This is a genomic window from Phaeovulum vinaykumarii, assembly GCF_900156695.1.
GTDB lineage: Bacteria > Pseudomonadota > Alphaproteobacteria > Rhodobacterales > Rhodobacteraceae > Bieblia_A > Bieblia_A vinaykumarii.
On the sequence record NZ_FTOM01000002.1, the window covers coordinates 514329 to 538780 of the forward strand.

23 protein-coding genes and 1 other RNA gene are annotated in these 24452 nt (G+C 67.6%); 11 read left to right on the forward strand and 13 right to left on the reverse strand.

Going from position 1 to position 24452, the window contains the following annotated elements; all coding sequences use genetic code 11:
* The first annotated feature begins 1 nt into the window (after position 1).
* From BW949_RS06760 to BW949_RS06790, 7 genes are all read left to right on the forward strand, one after another.
* Entirely contained in the window at positions 2–688 is a 687-nt protein-coding gene (locus BW949_RS06760) for an N-acetylmuramoyl-L-alanine amidase (protein ID WP_076364320.1), read from the forward strand.
* An 11-nt stretch (positions 689–699) separates the two neighbouring features.
* An RNA gene (gene rnpB, locus BW949_RS06765) (RNase P RNA component class A) lies at positions 700–1096 on the forward strand.
* Positions 1097–1228: 132 nt separating this feature from the next.
* On the forward strand, positions 1229–1939 hold the full coding sequence (locus BW949_RS06770) for a DUF533 domain-containing protein (RefSeq protein ID WP_076364322.1): 711 nt from the start codon (positions 1229–1231) through the stop codon (positions 1937–1939).
* A gap of 140 nt (positions 1940–2079) precedes the next feature.
* Entirely contained in the window at positions 2080–2247 is a 168-nt protein-coding gene (gene rpmG, locus BW949_RS06775) for a 50S ribosomal protein L33 (RefSeq protein ID WP_036638206.1), read from the forward strand.
* A gap of 206 nt (positions 2248–2453) precedes the next feature.
* Positions 2454–2750, forward strand: a complete 297-nt coding sequence (locus BW949_RS06780) for a DUF6455 family protein (RefSeq protein WP_076364324.1) — start codon at positions 2454–2456, stop codon at positions 2748–2750.
* Complete coding sequence (locus tag BW949_RS06785) at positions 2747–3007, forward strand: DUF6455 family protein (protein ID WP_083947625.1); 261 nt, start codon at positions 2747–2749, stop codon at positions 3005–3007. The genes BW949_RS06780 and BW949_RS06785 overlap by 4 nt, the downstream gene beginning before the upstream one ends.
* Positions 3008–3043: 36 nt before the next feature.
* On the forward strand, positions 3044–4111 hold the full coding sequence (locus tag BW949_RS06790) for a dipeptidase (protein ID WP_076364326.1): 1068 nt from the start codon (positions 3044–3046) through the stop codon (positions 4109–4111).
* On the opposite strand, the gene puhE is transcribed toward BW949_RS06790, so the two are convergent.
* The 13 genes from puhE to bchF form a co-directional block, all read right to left on the reverse strand.
* Entirely contained in the window at positions 4108–4917 is an 810-nt protein-coding gene (gene puhE, locus BW949_RS06795; protein ID WP_076364328.1) for a putative photosynthetic complex assembly protein PuhE, read from the reverse strand. The two genes, BW949_RS06790 and puhE, sit on opposite strands and share 4 nt — an antisense overlap.
* A gap of 81 nt (positions 4918–4998) precedes the next feature.
* Positions 4999–6021, reverse strand: coding sequence for a magnesium-protoporphyrin IX monomethyl ester (oxidative) cyclase (gene acsF / locus BW949_RS06800; protein ID WP_235816242.1), 1023 nt, complete (start codon positions 6019–6021; stop codon positions 4999–5001).
* 89 nt (positions 6022–6110) lie between these two features.
* The gene (locus tag BW949_RS06805) at positions 6111–6407 is read right to left on the reverse strand and encodes a hypothetical protein (protein ID WP_076364332.1); all 297 of its coding nucleotides are present in this window, start codon (positions 6405–6407) and stop codon (positions 6111–6113) included.
* A 22-nt stretch (positions 6408–6429) separates the two neighbouring features.
* Positions 6430–6891 (reverse strand): photosynthetic complex assembly protein PuhC, encoded by a 462-nt coding sequence (gene puhC, locus BW949_RS06810; RefSeq protein ID WP_076364334.1) that lies wholly within the window; start codon positions 6889–6891, stop codon positions 6430–6432.
* A 70-nt stretch (positions 6892–6961) separates the two neighbouring features.
* A complete protein-coding gene (gene puhB, locus BW949_RS06815; RefSeq protein ID WP_076364336.1) occupies positions 6962–7621 on the reverse strand; it encodes a photosynthetic complex putative assembly protein PuhB in 660 nt (219 codons plus the stop codon).
* Positions 7622–7641: 20 nt separating this feature from the next.
* A complete protein-coding gene (gene puhA / locus BW949_RS06820; protein WP_076364338.1) occupies positions 7642–8400 on the reverse strand; it encodes a photosynthetic reaction center subunit H in 759 nt (252 codons plus the stop codon).
* Between the two features lie 27 nt (positions 8401–8427).
* Complete coding sequence (locus BW949_RS06825) at positions 8428–9843, reverse strand: PucC family protein (protein ID WP_235816221.1); 1416 nt, start codon at positions 9841–9843, stop codon at positions 8428–8430.
* A 14-nt stretch (positions 9844–9857) separates the two neighbouring features.
* A complete protein-coding gene (gene bchM, locus BW949_RS06830; RefSeq protein WP_076364342.1) occupies positions 9858–10541 on the reverse strand; it encodes a magnesium protoporphyrin IX methyltransferase in 684 nt (227 codons plus the stop codon).
* A complete protein-coding gene (gene bchL / locus BW949_RS06835; protein WP_076364344.1) occupies positions 10541–11437 on the reverse strand; it encodes a ferredoxin:protochlorophyllide reductase (ATP-dependent) iron-sulfur ATP-binding protein in 897 nt (298 codons plus the stop codon). The genes bchM and bchL overlap by 1 nt, the downstream gene beginning before the upstream one ends.
* Before the next feature lie 229 nt (positions 11438–11666).
* Entirely contained in the window at positions 11667–15233 is a 3567-nt protein-coding gene (locus tag BW949_RS06840) for a magnesium chelatase subunit H (RefSeq protein ID WP_076364346.1), read from the reverse strand.
* Positions 15223–16839 carry a ferredoxin:protochlorophyllide reductase (ATP-dependent) subunit B gene (bchB, locus tag BW949_RS06845; protein WP_076364348.1) on the reverse strand — a complete coding sequence of 539 codons (1617 nt, stop codon included), beginning with the start codon at positions 16837–16839 and terminating at the stop codon, positions 15223–15225. Before bchB ends, BW949_RS06840 begins: the two co-directional genes overlap by 11 nt.
* 61 nt (positions 16840–16900) lie before the next feature.
* Positions 16901–18184: a ferredoxin:protochlorophyllide reductase (ATP-dependent) subunit N gene (locus tag BW949_RS06850; protein ID WP_076364350.1), complete on the reverse strand. Its 1284-nt coding sequence runs from the start codon at positions 18182–18184 to the stop codon at positions 16901–16903.
* Positions 18181–18693, reverse strand: a complete 513-nt coding sequence (gene bchF / locus BW949_RS06855) for a 2-vinyl bacteriochlorophyllide hydratase (RefSeq protein ID WP_076364352.1) — start codon at positions 18691–18693, stop codon at positions 18181–18183. The genes BW949_RS06850 and bchF overlap by 4 nt, the downstream gene beginning before the upstream one ends.
* Before the next feature lie 308 nt (positions 18694–19001).
* Between bchF and BW949_RS06860 the strand changes: the two genes are divergently transcribed.
* From BW949_RS06860 to bchJ, 4 genes are all read left to right on the forward strand, one after another.
* The gene (locus tag BW949_RS06860) at positions 19002–19784 is read left to right on the forward strand and encodes a cobalamin B12-binding domain-containing protein (RefSeq protein WP_076364354.1); all 783 of its coding nucleotides are present in this window, start codon (positions 19002–19004) and stop codon (positions 19782–19784) included.
* Between the two features lie 262 nt (positions 19785–20046).
* Positions 20047–21516, forward strand: a complete 1470-nt coding sequence (gene ppsR / locus BW949_RS06865; RefSeq protein ID WP_076364356.1) for a transcriptional regulator PpsR — start codon at positions 20047–20049, stop codon at positions 21514–21516.
* A 558-nt stretch (positions 21517–22074) separates the two neighbouring features.
* Positions 22075–23799 carry a magnesium-protoporphyrin IX monomethyl ester anaerobic oxidative cyclase gene (bchE, locus tag BW949_RS06870; RefSeq protein WP_076364358.1) on the forward strand — a complete coding sequence of 575 codons (1725 nt, stop codon included), beginning with the start codon at positions 22075–22077 and terminating at the stop codon, positions 23797–23799.
* A gap of 4 nt (positions 23800–23803) precedes the next feature.
* Positions 23804–24436 (forward strand): bacteriochlorophyll 4-vinyl reductase, encoded by a 633-nt coding sequence (gene bchJ, locus BW949_RS06875; protein ID WP_076364360.1) that lies wholly within the window; start codon positions 23804–23806, stop codon positions 24434–24436.
* The last annotated feature ends 16 nt before the right edge of the window (positions 24437–24452 follow it).

Below are 24452 nucleotides of genomic sequence, written 5' to 3' on the forward strand. Positions count from 1 at the left end.
CGTGTTTCCCTCGCCCAATTTCACCGGGCGGCGGGGGGGGCTTGGCCCGCGTCTGATCGTTCTGCATTACACCGCGATGGCCGATGCGGCCGCAGCGCGCGCGCGGCTGTGCGACCCCGCGGCCGAGGTCTCGGCGCATTGGCTGATCGGCGCCGATGGCACGGCCGAACAACTGGTGGCCGAGGACATGCGCGCCTGGCATGCGGGGGCGGGGGCCTGGCGCGGCTGTGCGGATGTCAATTCGGCCTCGATCGGGATCGAGCTCGACAACCCCGGCGACCGCCCCTTTGCCGAGGCGCAGATGCGCGCGCTCGAGACGCTTCTGGCGGCGGTGATGGCGCGCTGGGGGATCGGCCCCGAGGGCGTGATCGGGCATTCCGACATGGCGCCGGGGCGCAAGACCGACCCCGGCCCGCGCTTCGACTGGCGCCGGCTGGCGGTGCAGGGGCTGGCGCTGTGGCCGCGGCCGGGCGCGGCCGCGATGACCGATCCGCCGCCGCTTGCGGGCAGTCTGGATGCGATCGGCTATCCGCAGGTGGCGCCCGATCTGCGGCTGGCGGCCTTTCGCGCGCGCTTTCATCCCGGCGCCCAAGGGCCCGAGACCGCGCAGGACCGCGCCCTGGCCGCCGATCTGGCCGCGCAGATGGCGCGCGCAGCCCCCATTGACCCGCGCCCCGCCGACGCGTAAGGGACGCGCGCGCAGACGGCTGGATGGCCGCGTGGGGGCCTGCCCCCCGCGAGGAAAGTCCGGACTCCATGAAGCAACGGTGCCGGGTAACGCCCGGCGGGGGCGACCCCAGGGAAAGCGCCACAGAAAACAGACCGCCCTGCATGCAGGGTAAGGGTGAAACGGTGGGGTAAGAGCCCACCGCGGGCCTGGCAACAGGACCGGCACGGCAAGCCCCACCGGGAGCAATGCCGAATAGGGACCTCGCGCGGGGCAGGTCGGGCAACCGGGACCGCCGCAGGGATGCTTCGACCCGAGAGGTCCGGGTTGGCAGCTTGATCCCGCAGGTAACTGCGGGGCCAGAGGAATGGTCATCCAGGGGGGCCTCGGTCCCCCGGACAGAATCCGGCTTACAGGCCGTCTGCGCAGATCTCCCCCTGTCTGGCTCTCGTGTGTTTGGCTCGCGTGTGTCTGGCTCTCGGGCCGGCCGTCTCGGCTGTTGCATGGATGTGCGGGGCGGGGTCTATACTTGCCCCCAAGCTGTATGGGGAGGTGAATCGCATGTCTTTCATGAAAACGCTGGCCACCGTCGCCGTGGGGTTCGCCGCGGCCAAGGGCGCGCAGAAGTTCAAGGAAATGGGCGGGATCGAGGGCATGAAGACCGCCCTGGCCGGCATGGGCGAAAAGGGGGGCCTGGCCGATCAGATGGGCGCCATGGCCGAGAAGATGGGGGTGCCGGGCGGGGCCGATGCGATGCGCAACCTCATGGCGGGCTTCGGGCAGCAGGCCGCCGGCGCGACCGAGGGCGCGCAGTCGCAGATGGAAGGGCTGATGGCGAAGATGACCGGCGCCACCGCCGCCGGTGCCGGCGGGGTCGCGGCGCTTCTGGCCGCGATGTCGGAAGGCACGCCCGTCGCCCAGACCGGCGAGGAAACCGCCAAGCTGATGATCCGCGCCATGATCCAGGCCGCGCGTGCCGATGGCGTGATCGACGCGCAGGAACGCGCCACGCTGATCGAGCGGCTGAAGGATGCCGAGCCCGAGGAGATGGCCTTTGTCGAGGCGCAGCTGGTCGCCCCGGTCGATCCGGCCGCGCTGGCTGCCGACACGCCGCCCGCCGCGGCCGCCCAGGTCTATGCCTCGGCGCTGATGGCGGTGCGCGTGGACAGCGACGCCGAGCGCGCCTTCCTGCACGCGCTGGCCACGGGGCTGAACCTCGATGCGACCACGCTGGCGATGCTGCACGCCACCCATGGCGTGCCCACGGCCTGATCCGGGCGGATCCGGGCGACAGGCGCGGTTTTTCCGGCGCGCGCGTGGCTTTGGCTGTTGACTCTGCCCCGCGCGCGTCTAAAAGGCAGGCTTCAAGGATTTCCGTGGGCGAGCGTTCGCCCGCCTGAGGGAGAACGACGATGGCGAAGCCGACGACGATCAAGATCCGCCTGAACTCGACGGCGGGAACCGGCCACTTCTATGTGACCAAGAAAAACGCGCGCACGATGACCGAAAAGATGACCGTCAACAAGTACGATCCGGTCGCGCGCAAGCACGTCGAATACAAGGAAGGCAAGATCAAGTAAGATCTGGCCTTTGGCCCCCTTGCGGGGCTGACTTGCGAACAGGGGCTGCGGCGCAGGCTGCGGCCCCTTTCCCATTTCTGTCTCTCCTTTCTGCCCCCCGCCCGCCGCGACAGATGCGCGCGCAGGATGCCTTGATCTGAATCATGGCGTCGCAGGCGGTTGAGCAGGATTGTTGCGCGGCTTCTGCAAGCCTCGGGAGAACTGAGATGCAAGGACCGAAGACCCTCAATTGCCACGCTGCCCTCGTCAACCGGATGGGGCGGACGCTGGGGATCGACATGTCGGACCAGATCCGCAGCGGGCGGCTGACGCCGGATCAATGGTGCGGGGTGGTGCTGCGCTGCACCGAATGCTCCGATCCCAAGGATTGCGCGTCCTGGCTGGCGCAGAACGAGGGTCAGGAACTGGCCGCTCCGCCCGAATATTGCACCAACCGCAACCTGATGATGCGACTGCACGACGAGGTCGTCGAGGCCCGCGCCCTCAAGGATGACGCAGCATGATCATGGGCTTCAGTCAGGATGCCGATCTGCCATATTGGATCGCCCGCGGCATGGCGCGCCGGATGGGCGTCAACCTGACCGAGGCGCTGCGCGACGGCGTGATCAGCCGCGATGACCTGGCCGCCATGGTCGGGCATTGCCGGGAATGTCCGCGCATGCGCCAATGCATCGGTTTCCTGTCCGAGACGCAGGGCGAGGTCCAGCCCGCGGGCTGCCGCAACGCCCCGCTGCTGCGCGCGCTCTACGCGGTTCACTGACGCCACCAAACGTGGCGTCGCGCGGGAAAGGCCGCCATGCAGCCGGTCTTTGATGGACATAACGACCTTCTGCTGCATCTGTGGCAGGCCAATCAGGCCGCGGGCGAGGGCTTCTTTGCGGGTCGCCCGGCCGGGCAGATCGACCTGGACCGCGCGCGTCAGGGCGGCTTTGCCGGGGGGCTGTTTGCCTGTTTCGTGCCGAACCCGCCCGGCACCCACCCCGACCCGCAGGCGATCCACCGCGCCTTTGACCCGATCGACCCGGACATGGCCGCGCAGGCCGTGCGCGCGCAACTGGGCATTGCGCGGGCCATGGCCGCGGCCCGGCCGCAGGATTTCGCGCTGTGTCAGGATGTGGCCGCGGTAACGGCGGCACAGGCGCGCGGCGCGGTGGCGGCGGTCCTGCATGTCGAGGGCGCCGAAGGGATCGGCCCCGATCTGGCCGAGCTGCACCATTGGCACGCGCTGGGGCTGCGCAGCCTGGGGCCCACCTGGTCGCGGCCCAACATCTTCGGCCATGGGGTGCCGTTTGCCTTTCCATCCTCTCCCGATCTGGGGCCGGGGCTGACCGATGCCGGGCGGCGGCTGGTGCGGGCCTGCGATGCGCTGGGGATCGCGCTTGATGTCAGCCACCTCAACGAGGCGGGGTTCTGGGATCTGATGGCGGCCAGCACGCGCCCCGTGATGGCGTCGCATGCCGCATCGCATGCCATGGTGCCGGCCTCGCGCAACCTGACCGACCGGCAGCTGGCCGCGCTGGCCGAACGCGGCGGCATCGTCGGGCTGAACTTCAGCGTCAACACGCTGCGTGCCGACGGGCTGCGCAACCCGGCGCTGGAGGTCGAGGTTCTGGCCCGCCATCTCGAGCACCTGCTGGGGGTCATGGGCGAGGGCGGCGTGGGCTTCGGGTCGGATTTCGACGGGACGGTGACGCCGTGGTTCCTGCGCTCGGTGGCGGATCTGCCGCAGCTTCTCGGGGCGCTGGCGCGGCTGGGCTTTGGGCGGGCGCTGATCGCCCGCATCGCCTGGCAGAACTGGCTGGCCTATCTGGGCCGTGTCCTGCCCGCGCCCGCGCTCCAGACGCGCGTTGAGAGCGGCGCCTAACGGGCCGAGCGGCGCGACTTGCCGTCCACCCCCGAGACCTTGAGGTCGGGCATCATCCAGCGCCACAGCTTCTGGTCGGGCAGCGGCAGCACCATGAACCAATGTTCCAGCAGCGCCAGCAGCGTCAGCGCCGCCAGCAGCGCAAAGCCCACCTCGCGGCCGGGGGTGTCGGCGCTGACCACGCGTTCAAGCCAGCACGACCCGGCAAAGGTCAGCGCCGTGATCGAGATGGGAAAGAGCGCATTCATCGAGGCATGCCGGAAATGGCTGGGCAGGTGTTCCAGCGGGCGGGGGATGAATTCGGTGTTGATCTTGGGCACGCCGAAAAACAGGTTCAGCTTGGCCGAGATGCGCGCGAAGAACAGAACGGCATAGGTCCAGAAGCCGAAGATGTTCTCGTCGCCGCGGGTGGTCAGGAACAGCGCGCCAAGCCCGATCAGAAGCGCGATCTCGTGCCAGGCGATGGTGCCCACGGCACGCACGAAACGTTGCGCCATGGGCGTCCAGGCGGGGCAGGGGGCACGGTTGGGCCCGGTGATGACGCCCGACAGGAACGCCAGCTCGATCCAGGCCCAGATCGCCAGCGCCGACAGGAAGGCCCCATAGGCGCCGGTCACGCTCATGTCGTCGGCGGTGATGTGGATACCGATGATCCCGGTGAACAGGAGCGGCAGCGCATAGAGCACCGAAAACAGATGGTGATGCGCCCCCGAATTATCCGCATGCCGCACCCGCCACAGCAGGATGCCGGTGGAAAACCACCAGAAGAACAGGGCAATCAGTGCGGCAACCCAGGGGTTATGCATTACCGGGCCTCGGGACGTGGACGCGGGGCGCGTGACCGCCCGCGCGCGAATGTTCTGGGGCCCGGCCCGCCGATGTCGCCATCAGTAGCAAGGTTCAAGCCGCACCTTCTGGGGAAGCGTATTGCGCTTCACGGGGATCGTGTAAAGCGAAACGAACGCCAAAGCGGCCGCGCCGCCCGCAAGACCGCGTGAGATCATCCCGCCCAGGCCCGTCTTCTGCCGCGCGGCATCCATCGCCACGAAGGCGCGGTTCATCGCATCGAGGCCCCGGCGCCAGCGCGGGTGGTCGATGTCCAGCTCGATCGGGAAGACCTGCCGCGCGATATGGGAGGTCTTGCGGAACACCTCCATGTCATAGGCGTCGATCTCGACCCCCAGCGCCTCGTGGAAGGCCGGGCGGGCATGGTCGCGCACCCACATCGTGGAATAGACTGCCGTCAGGAAGAAGCGGATCCACAGCACATTCAGCCCCGAGACCAGCTTGGGATCGGCCCGCATGATCAGCGCGAAGGCTTCGCCGTGGCGGAACTCGTCGTTGCACCATTCGCGGAACCACTTGAAGATCGGGTGGAAGCGGTGCTCGGGATGCGCCTCGAGATGGCGGAAGATGGTGATATAGCGCGCGTAGCCGATCTTTTCCGACAGGTAGGTGGCGTAATAGATGAACTTGGGCCGGAAGTAGGTGTAATGCTTGGTCTTCGTCAGAAAGCCCAGGTTCACCCCCACGCCGGCCTCGCGCAGCGCATCGTTGATGAAGCCGGCATGGCGGGCCTCGTCACGGCTCATGTAGGAAAAGAGCGCGCAGATCTCGGGGTTGGTGCCGCGGCGCTTCATCTCCTTGTAAAGCACGCAGCCCGAGAATTCCGCGGTGCAGGACGACACCAGGAAGTCGATGAATTCCGCCCGCAGCACCGGGTCCATGCCGGCCCAGTCGATGTGCTCCCATTCCTCGGTCTTGCGGAAATGGCCGCGGTTGGGGTCGGCTTTCATCTCGGCCAGCAGCGCGTCCCATTCGTCGCGCACGCGGTCCACGTCCACGCGGTCCAGCACCTCGAAATCGGTGGTGTAGAAGCGCGGATTGAGGATGTGGCTTTCCGTCGCCATCGCCGTGGTGTCGGGCACGTCGGACGGAGCGGAAGCAGGGGGGGGGGGAAGGGGCGTCTCGGGGCCTTCGGCGGCACGCGCGTCGAAGGTCATGGCCGGACCGCGTCGGAGAAGGAAAATTCACACAATTCCATCGCGCCCAGATCGCCGGTGGCGCGCGTCCAGGCCCGTTTCAGCGCCGAGGCCCGGCGGATGGTGGCCTGCCGGCTTTCGGTGACCACCTTGCCGAAGGGCGCCGAGACCGGGGCGCCGGCGACGATCACCTCGTCGCCCGGATGGATGATGGCGCCATTGTCGAAGCGCAGATGCGCATGCAGGCTCTCGAAGCGGTGCGAGACCTCTATGGTGCAGGGCACCGTCTCGCTTGAGCTGGTGAATAGACCCATCCCGTATCTCCCTGGTAGGATGTCATTCCGGCAGCAACCTCTCGAACGTGTTCTTGTTCTCCCCAAAGGACGTCAGTTCCACGCTCCAGCCGGTTTCGGGGTCGCGCACCACAAGCCGGCCATTCCCGTAACGCTCCAGACGGATCGGCAGATCCATCGGCAGACGCGCGACATGGCGAACCTGTGAAAGCCCCGAATAGATCACGGCGATGAAACCGCCGTTCTCCATTTCCGCGATGAGGTCTCCCTTCTCATCGCGGAGCGTGACAGCCCTGCCGTCGGGGCTGTCCACGCTGAGCATCCGTGACGCCACCACATTCGAGGGCGCAGGCTGCGCCATCGGCTCGCGGTCGGTCACCACGGCATAGCTGGTGATGGCCAGGGCCGAAAGGACCAGCGCGCCCATCGCATAAAGCAGCTTGGGCGGGATCAGGTCGACTTCCTTGCCGTGGCGGAACTTGGGGTTATTGCTTTGATCGGACATAATGCCCCCCGGAGGTCTGTCGGTCAGATAGGTGAGACGGCCGCCCCGGCAAGAGGCGGGCACGCGTCTGTTACTGCGCCGGAACGGAGGTTCCGGACGCATCGGCGTCGTCGCGCCGGGTCACCTCGGGGCGGCTGAGGCGGCTCTCGGCGGCCTGGGCCAGGATCTGGGAAATCTTCTGCGCCTCCGGGATGCAGCGCAGCGCGGGCTGCGGATGCTTCATGAACCAGGGGCGGCAATGCGGCCACAGGACCAGATAGGCCAGCCGCGTGTTGCCCTTGAGCTCGAGCGCGATCGTGCCGACGCCGGACTTGCGCAGCCCCAGCGTGGCATTCTCGATCTGCTTGAAGGGCAGGTTCAGCGTCACCGGAAGGGCGGCGCCGATGCGCATCACCACGCGGGCGGTGGTGATGGTGTAGACCGTGGTGCGGGCCTGGGCATAGGCAATGCCCAGGATCACCGCGGCCCCGATCAGACCGAGCCCCGCATAGAGGACACCGGTCGCCACGACCGCCCCGACCTGCTGTCCGGGTTCGGCCGCGGTCCATGCCACCGACATGCGCCAGATGACGACGAAGGCGAAATAGACCGCGAACCACCCCAGAGCATAGGCCTCACGCGCGAGCGCCCAGAGTTGCGGGCGCCCCTGCCACAGCAGGGTTTCACCTTTGGGCGGCTGTTCGGGGAGCCCCGGAACCGGCTCGAAGGCGAAATCGTCGTGATCGGACATCGTGCTTGCCTCTTGTTGCGTCAGACCAGTTTCGGACGCTTGTCGGCGCAGTAGAGCGTCCCGCCCGCGTAGTAGGCGCTGACCTTCTCTTCTTCAAGCATGGTGATTTCCGAATCGGACTTGATGGCCGGGACGCCCTTGAAGGCTTCCGACGACAGCGACTGGATGATCACGGCATGTTTGCGCACCAGAGCCATCGGCATCGGCGCGAGCACCTTCTGACCCGACTCGAGTTGGATTTCGAGATAGCGGATCATGTGTTCGGCGTTGTCGATCCACAGATCGACGACCTTGCCGACGGTGGTCATGTCGCAGGCGATGACCGGCAGACCGCGCGGATCGGTGCCCGCCGAAACGAAGAACGTGTCGGCTTTCGAGATCGGGACGATCTTCGGCGCGCCGTGGCCGTTCAGTTCCGGGATGTCACGACGCGGCGCCCACGAGGCCGGACCGACGCCATCGGCCATCGGGTTGCCGGTCGGCGCATGCGGGAAGCCGTCCGAGACCGCGGTGCGGGCCAGGGCCACGTCGCGGGCTTCCTTGGCCATGTTCGGCACGGTCACTTCGCCACGGCCGAAGGGCAGCTTGAAGGTCTTGGGCGACGGCACCGGGAACGGACCCTGGTTGGCCGCCGGCTCACCGTCCTCGGTTTCGAGCGGATAGCCTTCGCGCATGTTTTCGGTCTGCAGATAATACACGAGATAGGCGAAGAAGAGCCAGAAGCTCCAGATCGCGAGGCTCGCGAGATCGAAGTCTCCGAAGAAGTTGACGCCAACCATTTAAGTGTCCTCCGTGGTTAGGCAGGGTCAGGTGGGAAAGTCGGCGATGCCGATCTTGCGAGGCCCACCCTGGGGTTCAGAAGGAAGAATCGCGGTCCGCACCAGCGGGCCGAGAGCGACGAGCGTTGCAAAGAGCAGCGCGATTTCGAGCTGGTAAACGACCGAATAGCCGAAGGCGGGGGTTTCGAAGGCAACCCCGCCCGCGCCGGACATGGCCCAGCCACCGGCCAGATCACGCAGACCGCCCCCCAGCGCCACCGACAGGCCCTGGGCGGTCGCCTGTGCCGCGCCCCAGGCGCCCAGCACAAGTCCCCGACCGGCGATGCCCTTGCCCGGCATCGCCATGGCCGATGTCAGCGTGGCCACCGAGAACAGCCCGCCGCCAAGCCCGATCCCGAAGGCGCCCGCAAAGAACAGCACCGTCGAGCCGGTGGGCGCGGAAAACACCACGGCCGTGAAGGCCGCGATCCCCAGAAGGATGCCGCGCGCCGCCATCCGCCAGGGGTCGATGCCACGCGCCAGCCAGCGCGCGGACAAGGCAAAACCGATCAGCGCGCCGGTGGCCCACATCGCCGTCAGCGAGGTGGTGGCCGCGACCGAAAGGTTCAGGATCTGGCCGCCGTAAGGTTCCAGCAGCACATCCTGCATGTTGAAGCCGAAGGTGCCCAGCACCACCACCGCCATCAGTCGCACGATCGGCCCCGAGGCCTTCATGTCGGCCCAGGCTTCGGCGAAACGGGGGCGGGGGGCGTTGAGCTCCGCATCCGACGGGGTGCGGATCCCTTCCTGTTTCCAAAGCGCGATCAGGTTCAGCACCACGGTGGCCGAGGCGCAGCCCTGGATCACGCGGATCAGGCGTTCGGGCGTGAAATTTTCCAGCAGGGCGCCCACGATCAGCGCCGACACCCCCATGCCGATCAGGAAGGCGACATAGAGCAGCGCCACGACGCGCGGGCGGGTTTCCTCGGACGCGCGGTCCGAGGCCAGCGCCAGCCCCGCGGTCTGGGTCATGTGGATGCCAAGGCCCGTCATCAGGAAGGCCAGCGCCGCCAGCGCCTCGCCGGCCCATTCGGGCCCGATGGCCTGTTCGCCCGACAGCACGATCAGCGCAAAGGGCATGATCGCCAGACCGCCCATCTGCCACAGCGAGCCGAACCACAGGTAGGGCACCCGTTTCCAGCCCAGCGACGAGCGGTGCGTGTCCGACCGGAAGCCCAGAAGCGCGCGGAAGGGGGCGATCAGCACCGGCAGCGCGATCATCGCCGCGACCACCGCCGCCGCGACCCCCAGCTCCACGATCATGACGCGGTTGAGCGTGCCGACGAGAAGCGTGGTCGCCATCCCCACCGACACCTGGAACAGCGACAGCCGCAGAAGCTGGCCCATGGGCAAGCCTTCCGAGGCCGCATCCGCGAAGGGCAGCATCGAGGGACTGAACCGCATGGGCCGGCGTTCGCTCATGGCCGAAGCTCCAGCGCAAGACTGATATAGAAGCCGCGGCGAATCTCCGCGACCTCGGTCAGGGTCGGCGTCATCCCCGCAGCCTCAAGCGCAGCCAGGATATCCGCCCGCGAATGCGGGATGATCTCGGGGCTACGATCGGAACGCGGAAAGAGTTTGCCGACCATGTGCATGACTTGCAGCATGGGCGTTTTTGGCGCCAGCGTGAAGATGACAGCGTGCCGCGTCCGCGCGGCCAGTTTCACCAGCGCCGCGGCAATGTCGGGGGCGGTGTAATGGATCAGGCTGTCCATCGACATGACGTAGTCGAATTCGCCCAGGTCAGGCGACAGCATGTCCCCGGCGATGAAGGTCACGCGCGCGGCATGTTCGGGCGACAGCCGCTTCTTCGCCACCTCCAGAAGCTGGGGCGAGATATCGATCGCCACCACCTCGGCGCCGCGCGCCGCCAGTTCCTGCGTCATCGGTCCCGCGCCGCAGCCGGCATCCAGCACGCGCAGCCCGGTCATGTCCTCGGGCAGGCGCGCCATCATCGAGGCCCGCATCTTGTCGCGGCCCTCGCGCACGGTCTGGCGAATCCCCGAAACCGGCGCATCCGAGGTCAGCCGTTCCCAGGTCCGGGCGGCGGTGCGGTCGAAGTAATGCTCCAGGCGCTCGCGCGTCCGGTCGTAGCTGTTCATCAGTCAAATCCCAGAAGTTCGAAGATCTCGCGGTCGACCAGGGGTTCGGGGTTCAGCGGCTCGATCCCGTCCCACAGGCTTTGCGCCAGGCGCAGATATTCCGCGCGCGCATGCAGAACGTCTTCCTCCTCGGGCATCTCGAAGAGGGTCTTCTTCTTGAGCCGCGAGCGGCGAATCGCGTCGAGGTCGGGCATATGCGCCAGGCGCTTGAAGCCCGCGCGCTCGCAGTAGCGGTCCACCTCGTCGGTCGCGCGCGAACGGTTGGCGACGCAGCCCGCCAGGCGCACCTTGTAGTTCTTGGACTTGGCCTGCACCGCGGCAATGATCCGGTTCATCGCGTAGATCGAATCGAAATCGTTGGCCGTCACGACCACGGCGCGGTCGGCATGCTGGAGGGGGGCGGCGAAGCCACCGCAGACCACATCGCCCAGCACGTCGAAGATCACCACGTCGGTGTCATCCAGAAGATGGTGCTGCTTGAGCAGCTTGACCGTCTGGCCCACGACATAGCCGCCGCAGCCCGTGCCCGCGGGCGGGCCGCCGGCCTCGACGCAGCGCACGCCGTTGAAGCCGTCGAACACGAAATCCTCGGGGCGCAGCTCCTCGGCGTGGAAGTTCACGTCCTTGAGGATGTCGATGACGGTGGGCACCAGGCTGCCCGTCAGGGTGAAGGTCGAATCATGCTTGGGGTCGCAGCCGATCTGGAGCACGCGCTTGCCCAGCATCGAGAAGGCGGCCGACAGGTTCGACGAGGTCGTCGACTTGCCGATCCCGCCCTTGCCGTAGACCGCAAAGACCTTGGCGCCCGTGATCTGATCGGTTTCGTCCAGGTGCACCTGCACCGAACCTTCGCCATCGAGGCCCATGTCGTCGGGGGTGTCGTCTCTTGGGCTCATCGGCAGGGTCTTTCCTCGCTAGTCGTCACTTCAATGACCGGGCGTGCCGGCGCTCACGGCCAAGGGCCCGTGCGGAGGAACCGCCGGGCCGTCGGCCTCATCATAGCCGCGGCACTGCCGATTTGGCGTGGGCATAAGCGCGCAGGGGCGCCGTGTTTTCCCAGCCTCGGCAGGGGCTTGCCCGGCCCCGCCCGGCGCGCTTGCGCAAGCGGCGGGGCCGGGCGGTGGTTCATTCCGCCGCGATCCCCTCGAGCCGGTCTTCCAGCTCGTCGGCGGCCCCTTGCAGGGCGGCCAGCGTCTCGGCATCGGGCTGCCAGTATTCGCGCTCGGACGCCTCGATCAGGCGCCCGGCCAGACGGGCGCTGGCCTCGGGGTTCAGTTCCGACAGGCGCTTGCGCATCTCGGGGTCCAGCACGAAGGTCTCGGTCAGGCGCTGATAGACCCAAGGGTCCACCGCCTGCGTCGTGGCCGACCAGCCCAGCGTGTTGGTCACCGCGGCCTCGATCTGACGCACGCCTTCGGCGCCGTGCTTGAGCATCCCCTCATAGTATTTGGGGTTGAGATTGCGCGAGCGCGTCTCGAGCGCGATCTGGTCCTTGAGCGTGCGCACCTTGCCCGCGCCGCGGGTCTGGTCGCCGATGTAGACCGGGGTTTCCTGACCGCCGCGGGCGCGTTTGACCGCGCGCGCGATGCCGCCCAGCGTGTCGAAGTAATGGTCGACCGTGGTCACGCCCAGCTCGACCGATTCGAGGTTCTGATAGGCCAGATCGACGTTCTTGAGCGACTTTTGCAGCAGCGCCGCGTTCTGCACCGGCTTGCCGGTGCGGCCATAGGCAAAGGACTTGCGGGCCTCGTAGGCGTCGGCCAGCTCGTCCTCGTCGCCGAAGGCCGAACTGTCGACCAGCGCGTTCACGTTCGAGCCATAGGCGCCTTCGGCATTCGAGAAGACGCGCAGCGAGGCGGTCTCCATGTCCACGTTCATCTGCTCGGCATAGGCCAGGGCATTGGCGCGCACGAAGTTCTGCGACAGCGGTTCGTCTTCGGCAGTGGCGGCCAGCCAGGCGGCCTCGGCCAGCATCCGGGTCTGGAGCGGCAGCAGATCGCGGAAGATGCCCGACAGCGTCATCACCACGTCGATGCGCGGACGGCCCAGTTCCGACAGCGGGATCAGCGCAGCCCCGCAGAGCCGGCCATAGCTGTCGAAGCGCGGCCGCGCGCCCATCAGCGCCAGCGCCTGGCCGATGGGGCCGCCGTCGGACTTGATGTTGTCCGACCCCCACAGGACCAGCGCCACCGACCGCGGCACGGTGTCATGCGCCTCGATCAGCCGCGTGGCCTGCGCCGCCCCTTCGCGCAGGGCGAATTCGGTCGGCATGCGGAACGGGTCGAAGGCGTGGATGTTGCGGCCCGTGGGCAGGATCTCGGGGGCGCGGATCAGGTCGCCGCCCGGCACCGGCGCGATATAGCGCCCGCCCAGCGCCCGCAGCAGCGCGGGGATCTCGGTTTCCTCGGCCAGAAGTTTCTCGACCCGGGCGCGGGTCTCGTCGTCGGCCAGCTCCATCATGCCCAGATATTCCTGACGCTGGGCGTCGGACATCGGGCGCCCGACGACATGCAGACCGTCGGGGATCAGCGCATCTTCGGTTTCCAGAAGCTTCAGCCACAGCTGGTCGGGCGTGGCGCCGGCCAGATCGACCGCCTCGGCCTGCTGGGCGATCAGCAGTTCCAGCTCCTCGCGCTCGGGGGCGTCGGGGGCGGTGTTGCGCCAGCGGGTCAGGCTGTCCTTCAGCTCCTGCAAACCCTTGTAGAGCCCCGATTGCGCCAGCGGCGGCGTCAGGTGCGTGACCGTGATCGCATTGGCGCGGCGCTTGGCCAGCGTCGCCTCGGAGGGGTTGTTGGCGGCATAGAGATAGACATTGGGCAGGTTGCCGATCAGCCGATCCGGCCAGCAATTGCCCGACACGCCCGCCTGCTTGCCCGGCATGAATTCCAGCGCGCCATGCATGCCGAAATGCAACAGGACATCGGCGCGGAAATCCTCGCGCAGCCAGCGATAGAAGGTCGAGAAGGCATGCGTGGGGGCAAAGCCGCGCTCGAAGAGAAGGCGCATCGGGTCGCCCTCGTAGCCGAAGACCGGCTGGATGCCCACGAAGACCTTGCCGAAGTGACGCCCCAGGATGAAGACGCCGCGGCCATCCGATTGCTGGCGGCCCGGCGCCGGGCCCCAGGCCTGTTCCACGTCCTTGAGCCAGGGCGTGTCCGACACGATGCGGTCGGCGGGCACATGGGCCGCGACATGCGCCGACTGGCCCATGGAATTGTCCAGAACCATCTTGCGCAGATCCTCGACGCTGTCGGGAACCTCGATGTCATAGCCTTCGGCCTTCATCGCGTTCATGGTGTTGAACAGGCTTTCGAAGACCGACAGATAGGCGGCGGTGCCGACGGCGCCGGCATTGGGCGGGAAGCCATAGAGCACGACGCCCACGCGCCGTTCGGCCACCTGCGAGCGGCGCAGGAGCGCCAGGCGCACGATCTTGTCGGCCAGCACCGTCACCCGCTCCGAGCAGGGCACCATCGACTTGCCCTCGGTCTTGGGCCGGCACGAACGGCCGCAGCCGTCGCAGCCTTCGAGCGAATGGCGGCCGGCAAAGACGGTGGGGTTGGTGGCGCCGTCGATCTCGGGCAGCGCGATCAGCATCGTGGTCTCGACCGGGCTCAGCCCGCCATTGGCCGCGGCCCATTGGCCCAGCGTCTGGAATTCGAGCGGATGCGCCGCGACATAGGGCACGTCAAGCTTCTGAAGGGCCTCGACCGCGGCGGCGCTGTCGTTGTAGGCCGGCCCGCCGACCAGCGAGAAGCCGGTCAGCGACACCATCGCGTCGATGCGCGGGCCATGCGGGCCGTGGAAGAAGCCGTCGATCGCCGGGCGCCCGTCGAGCCCGCCGGCAAAGGCCGGGATCACGGCGATGCCCTGGCTTTCCAGTTCCTCGATGACCGCGTCGTAATGGGCGGTGTCCGAGGCCAGGATATACGAGCGCAGGAGCAGCACGCCGACGGTCGCACGCGCGTTTTCCGGGCGCGGCAGATCCGCCAGATCGGTGGTGATGTGATGGCCGGGAAGGCGCGGGTGATAGAGGCCGACCTCCGGATAGTCGATCGGGGCCCTGGATTCGGTGCCGCGCCATTCGCGGTGGCTGGCGTAATTCGAGATCAGATAGCGGATCATCTGCTCGATGTTGTCATCCGAGCCGCCCAGCCAGTATTGCATGCACAGGAACCAGCCGCGCAGATCCTGGGCCTTGCCGGGGATGAACTTCAGGATCTTGGGCAGGCGGCGCAGCATCGACATCTGCTTTTCGCCGGCATTGGCCTGCGCGCCCGACTTGTTGCCGCGCAGCTTCTTCATGATCGCCATCATGCCCGAGGCGGGCTTGGACATGTCCAGATCGCCCATCTTCGTGAGATTGACGATCTGGGGATCGGCGATCATGCCGACGAAGGCATCGACCCGGTCGCGGGCGGCGCGCAGGTTGGGCAGCACCGCCTGGATGTGCTCGTCGATGAAGAGCAGGTTGCAGATCAGGATATGCGCGTCGTCGATGGCGGCGCGGGCGCGGGCCAGCGCCTGCGGGTTCTCGGCCCATTCGGCGGCGGCATGAACGGTGACGTTCATGCCCGGGAAATCGGCGTGCAGCCGCGGCGAGATGCGCGCCGCAGGGCCTGCGGCGTGCTGATCGAGCGTGACGATCACTACATTGTAGCGGGTGTCTTGGGAGAGGGGATCAGCGCGCATAATGAGCCTTGGCCTCGTAGAGTGTTTCGATGCTGATCTGGGTCAGGCCCTTTTCAGCGGCGAATTTCTCGGTATTCCGGCGCGCCTTGCCGCGCACGAAGAAGGGGATCTTCTTCAGCTCGTTCTCGGCATCCGACAGCCACACGACCGCCCCGGGGTCGGCGCGGGTCGCGGCGGGGGCCACGCTGTCCGGGGAGCCCCCCTGCGCTGCACCGGCGGGAGCGGTCTCGGCGGGCATCGAACCCGCCTCGGCCGCGCCGGCCTGCGCCGGGGTGCCCATCTCGGGCCGCGCAACCGCTGCCCCGCCGTGATGCGAGGCGCCGGCGGCGTCGTGGAACTCGAAATCCTCCCGGAACATATGCAGGAGGTGTTCCTCGAGCCCCATCACAAGCGGGTGAACCCATGCGTCAAAGATGACATTCGCCCCTTCGAAGCCCATCTGGGGCGAGAAACGGGCAGGGAAGTCCTGAACGTGGACGGGCGCCGAGATCACCGCGCAGGGGATGCCCAGGCGCTTGCCGATATGGCGTTCCATCTGCGTGCCGAGAATCAGCTCGGGCGCGAGGTTCGAGATGGCCTCCTCGACCTCGAGGTAATCGTCGGTGATCAGCGCCTCGAGGCCCATCTCGCGCGCCAGCGCCCGCATCGGCCGGGCGAATTCGCGGTTGTAGCAGCCGATGCCCACGACCTCGAAGCCGACTTCCTCGCGGGCGATGCGGGCGGCGGCCATGGCGTGGGTGGCGTCGCCGAAGATGAAGACGCGCTTGCCGGTCAGATAGGTCGAATCGACCGAGGCCGACCACCAGGGCAGGTTCAGCCGGCTTTCATCGACCTGGGCCGGCACGCCGGCCAGCCTGGCCACCTCGGCGATGAAGTCGCGCGTGGCGCCGACGCCGATCGGCACGGTGCGGGTATAGGGCTGCTTGAGCACCCGTTCGAGATGCCGCGCCGCCGATTCGCCGGTTTCGGGATAGAGCAGCACGTTGAAATGCGCCGCCCCCATGCGGGTGATGTCGACCGGCGTCGCGCCCATCGGGGCGACCACGTTCACCTTCACGCCCATCTCGGTCAGAAGGCGGGTGATCTCGATCACGTCGTCGCGGTGACGGAAGCCCAGCGCCGTGGGCCCCAGGATGTTGCAGCTGACCTCGGCGGTGCGCTCGCAGGGTTTGGCCAACCCCTTGACCAGCTGGAAGAAGGTCTCGTCGGCGCCGAAATTCTCCTTGCGCTGATAGGAGGGCAGCTCCAGCGGAATGACCGGGATCGACAGCCCCATCGAGGCGGCAAGACCGCCCGGATCGTCCTGGATCAGCTCGGCCGTGCACGAGGCGCCGACGATCATCGCCTGGGGCTTGAACCGTTCGGCCGCGGCCGTGCAGGCATCCTTGAACAGCGTCGCCGTGTCCGAGCCCAGATCGCGCGCCTGGAAGGTGGTGTAGGTGACCGGCGGGCGGGCATTGCGCCGCTCGATCATCGTGAACAGCAGGTCGGCATAGGTGTCGCCCTGGGGCGCATGCAGCACGTAATGCAGCCCCTTCATCCCGGTGGCGACGCGCATCGCGCCGACATGGGGCGGCCCCTCATAGGTCCACAGCGTCAGTTTCATGCCGTCACCCCCCGGTCTTCGGCCCGTGCACCGCCCCCGGTGCCACGCCCCGTCGTTCGTCTCATTCCGCGGCCTCCAGCTTCAGAAGCCGCTTGCGGTTCAGCGGCCGCGCGAACAGCGATGCCAGATCGCCGGCCTGTTCGTAGAAATGCACCGGGCTGAAGACCAGCTCGATCGCCCATTTGGTGGTCAGCCCCTCGGCCTCGAGCGGGTTGGCCAGCCCCAGCCCGCAGACCGTCAGGTCCGGGCGCGCCGCGCGCACGCGGTCGAGCTGGCGGTCCACGTCCTGGCCCTCGGACAGGACCGGCCCTTCGGCCAGAAGGTCCAGATCGGGGCCCATGATCCCGCGGTGCAGGAAGGGCGTGCCCACCTCGACCGCGGTCATGCCGCATTCGCGGGTCAGGAACCGCGCCAGCGCCGGTTCGAGCTGGCTGTCGGGCAGGAAGAAGATCGACTTGCCGCGCAGATCCTCGGCATGGGCGGCCACGGCCTTGCGGGCGCGGGCGCGCGGCGCGGCGGTGACCTTCTCGAACAGGTCGTCCGGAACGCCGAATTCATCGGCGATGGCGCGCAGCCAGCGGGTCGTGCCTTCCTCGCCGAAGGGGAAGGGCGCCGCGATATGGCGCGCCCCGCGGCGGATCAGCTGGCCATGCGTCTCGCCCAGGAAGGGCTGGGTCAGCGCAAAGACCGTGTTCGGCCCGATCGCGGGCATGTCCTCGAGACGCCGGGCCGGCAACGAACGCACCGGGCCGATCCCCATCGCGTTCAGCAGCGCCAGCGCCTGATCCTCGACCACGTCGGGCAGCGCACCCACCAGCACCAGCTCGCGCGCGTCGGTCTTGTCCAGCTCGGGCACGAGGGCGGCCAGACAGGTGTCCTCGCCCTGGGTGAAGGTGGTGTCGGTGCCCGCCCCGGTATAGGAGGCCACGCGCACCTTGGGCGCATGGCGCGTGTTCAGCCGCTCGGCCGCGCGTTCGAGGTCCAGCTTGATGACTTCGGACGGGCACGAGCCCACCAGGAACAGCTGCCGGATGTCGGGCCGGCGCGCAAGCAGGCGATCGACCTCGCGGTCCAGCTCGGCATTGGCGTCGGCAAGACCCGCCAGATCCTTTTCCTCAAGCAGCGCGGTGCCGAAGCGCGGCTCGGCGAAGATCATCACCCCGGCGGCCGATTGCAGCAGATGCGCACAGGTGCGCGAGCCCACCACCAGGAAGAAGGCATCCTGCATCTTGCGGTGCAGCCAGATGATCCCGGTCAGGCCGCAGAACACCTCGCGCTGGCCGAATTCGCGCAGCACCGGTGCCTCGCGGCAGCCTTTGACGGGGGGCGGGGGCAGGTCGGTCATGCCGCAACCTCATCTTTCGTCGCTGCGGCCAGCTTCTCGTCCAGACGGGCCATGCGCAGCTTCCACAGGAACTGGACGGCATTCACCACATAGGTGGCATAGGCCGCCAGCGCGATCAGCATCTGTCCCTGCGGCGATACGTCGCCCGAGAGAAGCGCATAGACATACCAGGTGTGCAGCGCGATCACCCCGAAGGAGAAGACATCCTCCCAGAAGAAGGCGGGCGCAAAGAGATACTGGCCGAAGACGATCTTCTCCCAGATCGCGCCGGTCACCATGATCGTATAGAGGATCGCGGTCTTGATCAGGATCGAGACCGTGGCCGCGGTATAGCCGTCGCCGGTGACGAGATAACGCAGCACCAGCACCAGCGAGATGGCGAACACCAGGAACTGGAGGGGGGCGAGAATCGCCTGAACCGTCGTCCAGTAGGTCGAGTCGCGGCGGGCGCGCTGTTCGTCCGTATAAAGCCGACGGTTGGGCCGATTTTCGGGAGAGGCTTGCGACATAAGAGAATTTCCCGATCAGGGGCGAGCGGCCGGAGCGTAGACCTGCCCGCCAGAAAGTGTCAATTCAAACTTACAGGCCGTGGCAGGTCTGTCCAGTCCCCGGCACAGCCGCGACGATTTGTGCCGCCCTGCTGAAAAGCCTTGTTTTTGCGTGGGAATTTCTTGCAATTCGGGGGCGCCCTTTGCAGGCTTGCGACAAGGTGTCAATTTTCTTTGACATTCAAGGGGTCGTGAACAACTATTTCCCGAGGGGCTGTGGCCCCCGATATCGAGACGACAGAGGCCAGCCCGGACTGGCCGGAGGACGGATGACGCGCCCGGAGCAATCAGCGCCCGCGCCCGGCGGGGCGGGGCAGGAGGTCGATCAGGTTGCGGCGCAGGTCGTGGCCCTGCTGTCGCTGCGCGTGGCGCGCTTCGAGGGGCGCCCGCGCGAGGATCTGGTCGCGCGCCTGATCGAGGCGGTGCTGGCCCCGGATCTGGCGCCGCTGGCCCGGTTTCTCGACGCGCTGCGCGCCGAACGCATCCCGGCCGCGGCGCTGGCCGATCTCTATATCCCCGAGGCCGCGCGGCGGATGGGGCATGGCTGGGACGATGACACCTTGTCCTTTGTCGATGTCACCGTGGGGGTGGCCCGGCTCCAGGCGCTCCTGCGCGAGATCGGATCGGCCTGGGAGGCCGAACAGATCCGCGAGGGCGTGCGCGGCACGGTGCTGATGCTGGTGCCGCAGGAGGAACAGCACACGCTGGGCGCGCTGGTCGCGGCCAACCAGTTGCGGCGCATGGGCGTGTCGGTCTGCGTGCGGCTGGGCGAGGATACCGCCAGCCTGCGCGCGCTGATCGCCGAGCGGGGTTTTGACGCGATCATGATCTCGGCCGGCGCGCGCGAGCGGGTGCGCTTCCTGCGCGATCTCGTGGCGGCGCTGCGTGCGGTGGCCGCGCCGGGCACGCGCTTTCTGCTGGGCGGGCCGATCGCGGGCATGGAGGCCGAGATCTTGGACCGGATCGGCGCCGATTTCGTGACCGGCAACATGTTCGAGGCGTTGGATTTCTGCGGCCTGAGCGCCGAACCCGCCGCGCGGCGCCCGACATGAGCGCCGCGCGGCATACCCGTCGCGCCCTTGGCGCGCCCGCCCTGTTTTGTCGCGCAAAGGGGGCGCCTGCCTTGCTGTATTGCGCCGGGGGCGTGCCCGCCCTGCCGGGGCCCGTGGCCTCTGCGGTGCGTCCCGCCCGCCGGGGCTGGCCCGCGCGTCCGACCGCTTGCGCGCGTCTCGCCCCCTTTCCTGCGGCCCGCCGCCGCCCCGCCCGCCCGTTCCGCGACGGTTTGCCCGCCGCCCCCGCAAGACCGTGAGCGCCGTGAACACCGATACGCCCAAGCCCCTGCACGAAGGGTCCGTGCCCCTGATCTCGTCCGATCTGCTGGCCGAGATCCTGGTCACGGCGTCGGATTTCGCGCTGATCCTGTCGGCCGAGGACCGGATCCTGTCGGTGCTGGTCAACCCCCATCACCGGACCTTCGGGCGGCTGAAGCATTGGGAACGCCAGCATGTGCATGACGTGCTGACCTCGGAAAGCCGGCCCAAGCTGGATCGCCGGCTCGAGGCCTTGCGCGAGACGGGCGTGTCGCAATCGGTCGAGCTGAGCCACGCCGAACAGGCGATCTGGGATTTCCCGGTGCGCTATTCGCTGCATCGTCTGTCGCCCGACAATACTGCGCTGATGCTGGGGCGGGATCTGCGGCCCATCGCCGAGATGCAGCAGAAGCTGGTTCAGGCGCAGATGGCGCTTGAGCGCGACTATGAAAGCCAGCGCGAGTTCGACACGCGTTATCGCGTCCTGATGGAGACCACCAGCGATCCGATCGTGCTGATCTCGCTGACCACGGGGCGAATCGTCGATCTGAACGCGACGGCGGCGCAGGTGATGGGGGCCGGGCGCGGCGAGATCGCGGGCGCGCCGCTGGCGCAGGAATTCGACGCGCGCCGCCGGGGGGCGGTGGCCGAGGCGCTGGATACCGAGGCCGCCGCCGAGACGCCCGCGCCGGTCGAGATGACCTTGCGGCGCAGCGGGGCGCGCGTGCGCCTGCATCTGGTGCCGTTCCGGGCGGCGGGCGAACGTCTGGTGATGTGCCGGCTGGAAAACGGCGCCCATCCCGGCGCCGTGCTGGCCGGGGTGCCGGTGCTGGCGGGGGTCATCGACGATCTGGGCGAGAGCCTGGGTCGGCTGTTCCACGACGGGGCGGATGCGATTGCCTTCTGCGATGCCGACGGGGTCATTCGCTGTGTCAACGAATCGTTCCTGAACATGACCGATGCGGCGTCGGCGGCGGCGGTGCGGGGCCGGTCGATGGCCGATTTCCTGATGCGCGGGTCGGTCGATCTGCGCGTGCTGCTGGAAAACGCGCGCCGCACCGGGCAGATGCGGCTTTATCCGACGCGCCTGCTGACCGCCTATGACGGCCAGGTGTCGGTCGATATCGCGGCCAGCTGGCTTGATGCGCGGGCCAATCCGACGCTGGCGCTGGTGATCCGCGACACCTCGCGCACCGAAAGCCTGCGGCGCAGCCCGGCCACCACCAATCACCTGGCCAATGGCGCGGCCAGCGTCATGGATCTGGTGGGCACGGCTACCTTGCGCGACATCGTGTCGGAAACGACCGAGGTCGTCGAGAAGATGTGCATCGAGACGGCGGTGGAGCTGACGCGCAACAATCGCGTGGCCGCGGCCGAGATGCTGGGGCTGTCGCGCCAGTCGCTCTACGTCAAGCTGCGCAAATACGGCCTGGTCAACAAGGACGAGGACAAGGACAAGGACGACGACGGCTGAGGTTGGCCGAGGGGCGCCGCGATCGGGGCGCCCTTGGCCGCCGGTCGTGCCTGGTCCTGTCTTCCTGCCTGTCTCTCTTTTCATATGCGGCACGGTCGAGAACGGGGGGGCGGAGCCACGCGGGCATCGAGCCCGCCGTGTCTCCGGCGCCGCGCGCCCCCTCGATGGGGGCGCGCGGCGCTCCTCTCCCGTCCCATCGGCGGCGCCATATGGCCAGGGGGGCTTTGCGCCGGTGGCCGGTGGCGCCGCCGCCCCCCTTCCTCACCCGCAGGCCAGGGCGCCCCGCTCACGCGGCTCTCACGCCAATGTGACGGCCCATGATTCCCGCGCCGCGTCCGCCTGTGGCCCCGCCTTTCCCGCGACGGATGGCCGAAAATCCTGCGGCTTTTCCTAAGGATTGCTGATTTCACCTTGTTTGACAGGCCCTTGTGTGGCGCGTTGACGCGCGGCGGAAGCGCGACCCTATGGACCGTGCACGCCCCCGCGAGGCTTGATATGTGTCAAGGTGAGTTGACGAAAGCTATGTCAGGGAACGCTGACACGACAGGAGGCCCACTTATGCGTATCGTCTTCGTACATCCCAATTACCACTCCGGCGGGGCCGAGATCGCCGGCAACTGGCCGCCGGCCTGGGTTGCCTATCTGGCTGGCGCGCTGAAGACCGCGGGCTTCACCGATGTTCATTTCATCGATGCGATGACCCATCACATCGACCACGAACAGCTGCGCGCGCGGCTGATCGAGCTGAAACCCGATGTGGTCGCCACAACCGCCATCACCCCGGCCATCTACACCGCCGAGGAGACCCTCAAGGTCGCCGAGGAAGCCGTGCCGAATGCGCTGCGCGTCCTGGGCGGCATCCACGCCACCTTCATGTATCGTCAGGTTCTCTCCGAGGCGCCGTGGGTCGACGTCATCGTCCGGGGCGAGGGCGAGGAAATCATGGTGGCGCTGATGGAATGCCTGCGCGACGGCAAATGGCCGAGCGCGCGCGACAAGGTGAAGGGCATCGCCTATACCGAGGGCACCGAGATCGTCGCCACCCCGGCCGCGCCCACCATCAAGGATCTTGATGCGATCGAACCCGACTGGTCGATCCTCGAGTGGGAAAAATACATCTACGAACCGCTGAACTGCCGTGTGGCCATTCCGAACATGGCGCGGGGCTGCCCGTTCACCTGTTCGTTCTGTTCGCAGTGGAAGTTCTGGCGCGACTACCGCGTCCGCGACCCCAAGAAGGTGGTCGACGAGATCGAGAAGCTGGTGATCGAGCACGGCGTGGAATTCTTCATCCTGGCCGACGAGGAACCGACCATCAACAAGCGGAAGTTCGTCGAATTCTGCCAGGAGATGATCGACCGCGGCCTGAACGAGAAGGTCAAGTGGGGCATCAACACCCGCGTGACCGACATCTACCGCGACCGCGACCTGCTGGGCTTCTACCGCAAGGCCGGCCTCGTGCACATCTCGCTGGGCACCGAAGCTGCCGCGCAGCTCAAGCTTGACGTCTTCAACAAGGAGACGACGGTCGCGCAGAACAAGGAAGCCATCAAGCTTCTGCGCGATGCCGACATCTTCACCGAAGCGCAGTTCATCGTGGGTCTCGACAACGAGACCAAGGAAACGCTGGAAGAAACCTATCGCATGGCGTGGGACTGGCAGCCGGACCTGGCGAACTGGGCCATGTATACGCCCTGGCCGTTCACGCCGCTCTTCCAGGAGTTGCGCGACAAGGTCGAGGTCTTCGACTTCTCGAAATACAACTTCGTGACCCCGATCATGAAGCCCGAGGCGCTGACCCGCGGCGAGCTTCTGGACGGCGTGATGAAGAACTATCGCCGCTTCTACATGCAAAAGGCGCTGTTCCACTATCCGTGGCGCGGCACCGGCTTCCGCCGCCGCTATCTGCTGGGCTGCCTCAAGGCGTTCCTCAAGGCGGGTGTGGGGCGAACCTTCTACGACCTCGGCAAGGCCGGTTACTGGGGCCCGCAGTCGAAGAACAAGGTGGACTTCCACTTCGACGACAGCCGCAAGATCGCCGATGCGCAGATGGCCGACTGGGAGGCTTCGGCCGACCGCGCCAAGCGGGCGTCCGAGCGCCGCGAGGCCGTGAAGGCGCAGGTCAAGGCCCGTGCCGAGGAGCGCGCCGCGCAGAAACCCGAAGCGCCGAACCTGCCCGACGACGATCCCTTCGGGCTGGCGCCGATGTCGTCCGAGGAAGAAGCCGCCCGCGCGATGGCCTGTGGCGGTGGCACCAAGCAGATGACCGACGCGGCGGAATAAGACCATGTCCGATCATGGTGCAACGGATGCGGGCGGCGATGTCGCCCGCATTGGTCCGAATGCCATCCTGCAACTGATCCCGGTCCTGGACGATGTCCTGGGCCGGGCCGGGCGCGATGCCCTTTTCGCGGCGGCCGATGTGCCCGTGCCGGGGCCGGATTCGGGGATGCTGCCGCAGGACCAGATTGCGCGCCTGCACGTTCAGGTGCGCCGCGATCATCCCGCGCAGGCCCCCGAGATGATGCGCCGCGCGGGCCTGGCCACGGGCGATTATATCCTGGCCAACCGCATTCCCGGCTTCGCCCAGACGATCATCAAGCTTTTGCCGCCTGCGCTGGGCGCGCGGGTGCTGTCGGCGGCCATCGCCAAGCATTCGTGGACCTTCGCCGGCTCGGGCGTCTTCACGATCGTCGCGCGCGCGCCGCTGACCTTCTCCATCGCCGCCAATCCGGTGGTGGCCCTCGACCGCGCCGCGGCACCGATCTGCGACTGGCATGCCGCGGTGTTCGAGTGTCTCTTCACCACGCTGGTGTGGCGCCAGGGCGTCGAGGTGACCGAAACCGCCTGTTGCGCGGCCGGTGCCCCGGCCTGCATCTTCGAACTGCGGCCCCGCGCCGCAACCCGCCCACAGGGCTGAGCCCGCCCTTGTCCGT

Coding starts and splice junctions, on each gene's coding strand:
- BW949_RS06770 (WP_076364322.1), top strand. CDS start 1,229: ATGTCTTTCATGAAAACGCTGGCCACCGTCGCCGTGGGGTTCGCCGCG.
- rpmG (WP_036638206.1), top strand. CDS start 2,080: ATGGCGAAGCCGACGACGATCAAGATCCGCCTGAACTCGACGGCGGGA.
- BW949_RS06780 (WP_076364324.1), top strand. CDS start 2,454: ATGCAAGGACCGAAGACCCTCAATTGCCACGCTGCCCTCGTCAACCGG.
- BW949_RS06785 (WP_083947625.1), top strand. CDS start 2,747: ATGATCATGGGCTTCAGTCAGGATGCCGATCTGCCATATTGGATCGCC.
- BW949_RS06790 (WP_076364326.1), top strand. CDS start 3,044: ATGCAGCCGGTCTTTGATGGACATAACGACCTTCTGCTGCATCTGTGG.
- puhE (WP_076364328.1), bottom strand. CDS start 4,917: ATGCATAACCCCTGGGTTGCCGCACTGATTGCCCTGTTCTTCTGGTGG.
- acsF (WP_235816242.1), bottom strand. CDS start 6,021: ATGGCGACGGAAAGCCACATCCTCAATCCGCGCTTCTACACCACCGAT.
- BW949_RS06805 (WP_076364332.1), bottom strand. CDS start 6,407: ATGGGTCTATTCACCAGCTCAAGCGAGACGGTGCCCTGCACCATAGAG.
- puhC (WP_076364334.1), bottom strand. CDS start 6,891: ATGTCCGATCAAAGCAATAACCCCAAGTTCCGCCACGGCAAGGAAGTC.
- puhB (WP_076364336.1), bottom strand. CDS start 7,621: ATGTCCGATCACGACGATTTCGCCTTCGAGCCGGTTCCGGGGCTCCCC.
- puhA (WP_076364338.1), bottom strand. CDS start 8,400: ATGGTTGGCGTCAACTTCTTCGGAGACTTCGATCTCGCGAGCCTCGCG.
- BW949_RS06825 (WP_235816221.1), bottom strand. CDS start 9,843: ATGCGGTTCAGTCCCTCGATGCTGCCCTTCGCGGATGCGGCCTCGGAA.
- bchM (WP_076364342.1), bottom strand. CDS start 10,541: ATGAACAGCTACGACCGGACGCGCGAGCGCCTGGAGCATTACTTCGAC.
- bchL (WP_076364344.1), bottom strand. CDS start 11,437: ATGAGCCCAAGAGACGACACCCCCGACGACATGGGCCTCGATGGCGAA.
- BW949_RS06840 (WP_076364346.1), bottom strand. CDS start 15,233: ATGCGCGCTGATCCCCTCTCCCAAGACACCCGCTACAATGTAGTGATC.
- bchB (WP_076364348.1), bottom strand. CDS start 16,839: ATGAAACTGACGCTGTGGACCTATGAGGGGCCGCCCCATGTCGGCGCG.
- BW949_RS06850 (WP_076364350.1), bottom strand. CDS start 18,184: ATGACCGACCTGCCCCCGCCCCCCGTCAAAGGCTGCCGCGAGGCACCG.
- bchF (WP_076364352.1), bottom strand. CDS start 18,693: ATGTCGCAAGCCTCTCCCGAAAATCGGCCCAACCGTCGGCTTTATACG.
- BW949_RS06860 (WP_076364354.1), top strand. CDS start 19,002: ATGACGCGCCCGGAGCAATCAGCGCCCGCGCCCGGCGGGGCGGGGCAG.
- bchE (WP_076364358.1), top strand. CDS start 22,075: ATGCGTATCGTCTTCGTACATCCCAATTACCACTCCGGCGGGGCCGAG.
- bchJ (WP_076364360.1), top strand. CDS start 23,804: ATGTCCGATCATGGTGCAACGGATGCGGGCGGCGATGTCGCCCGCATT.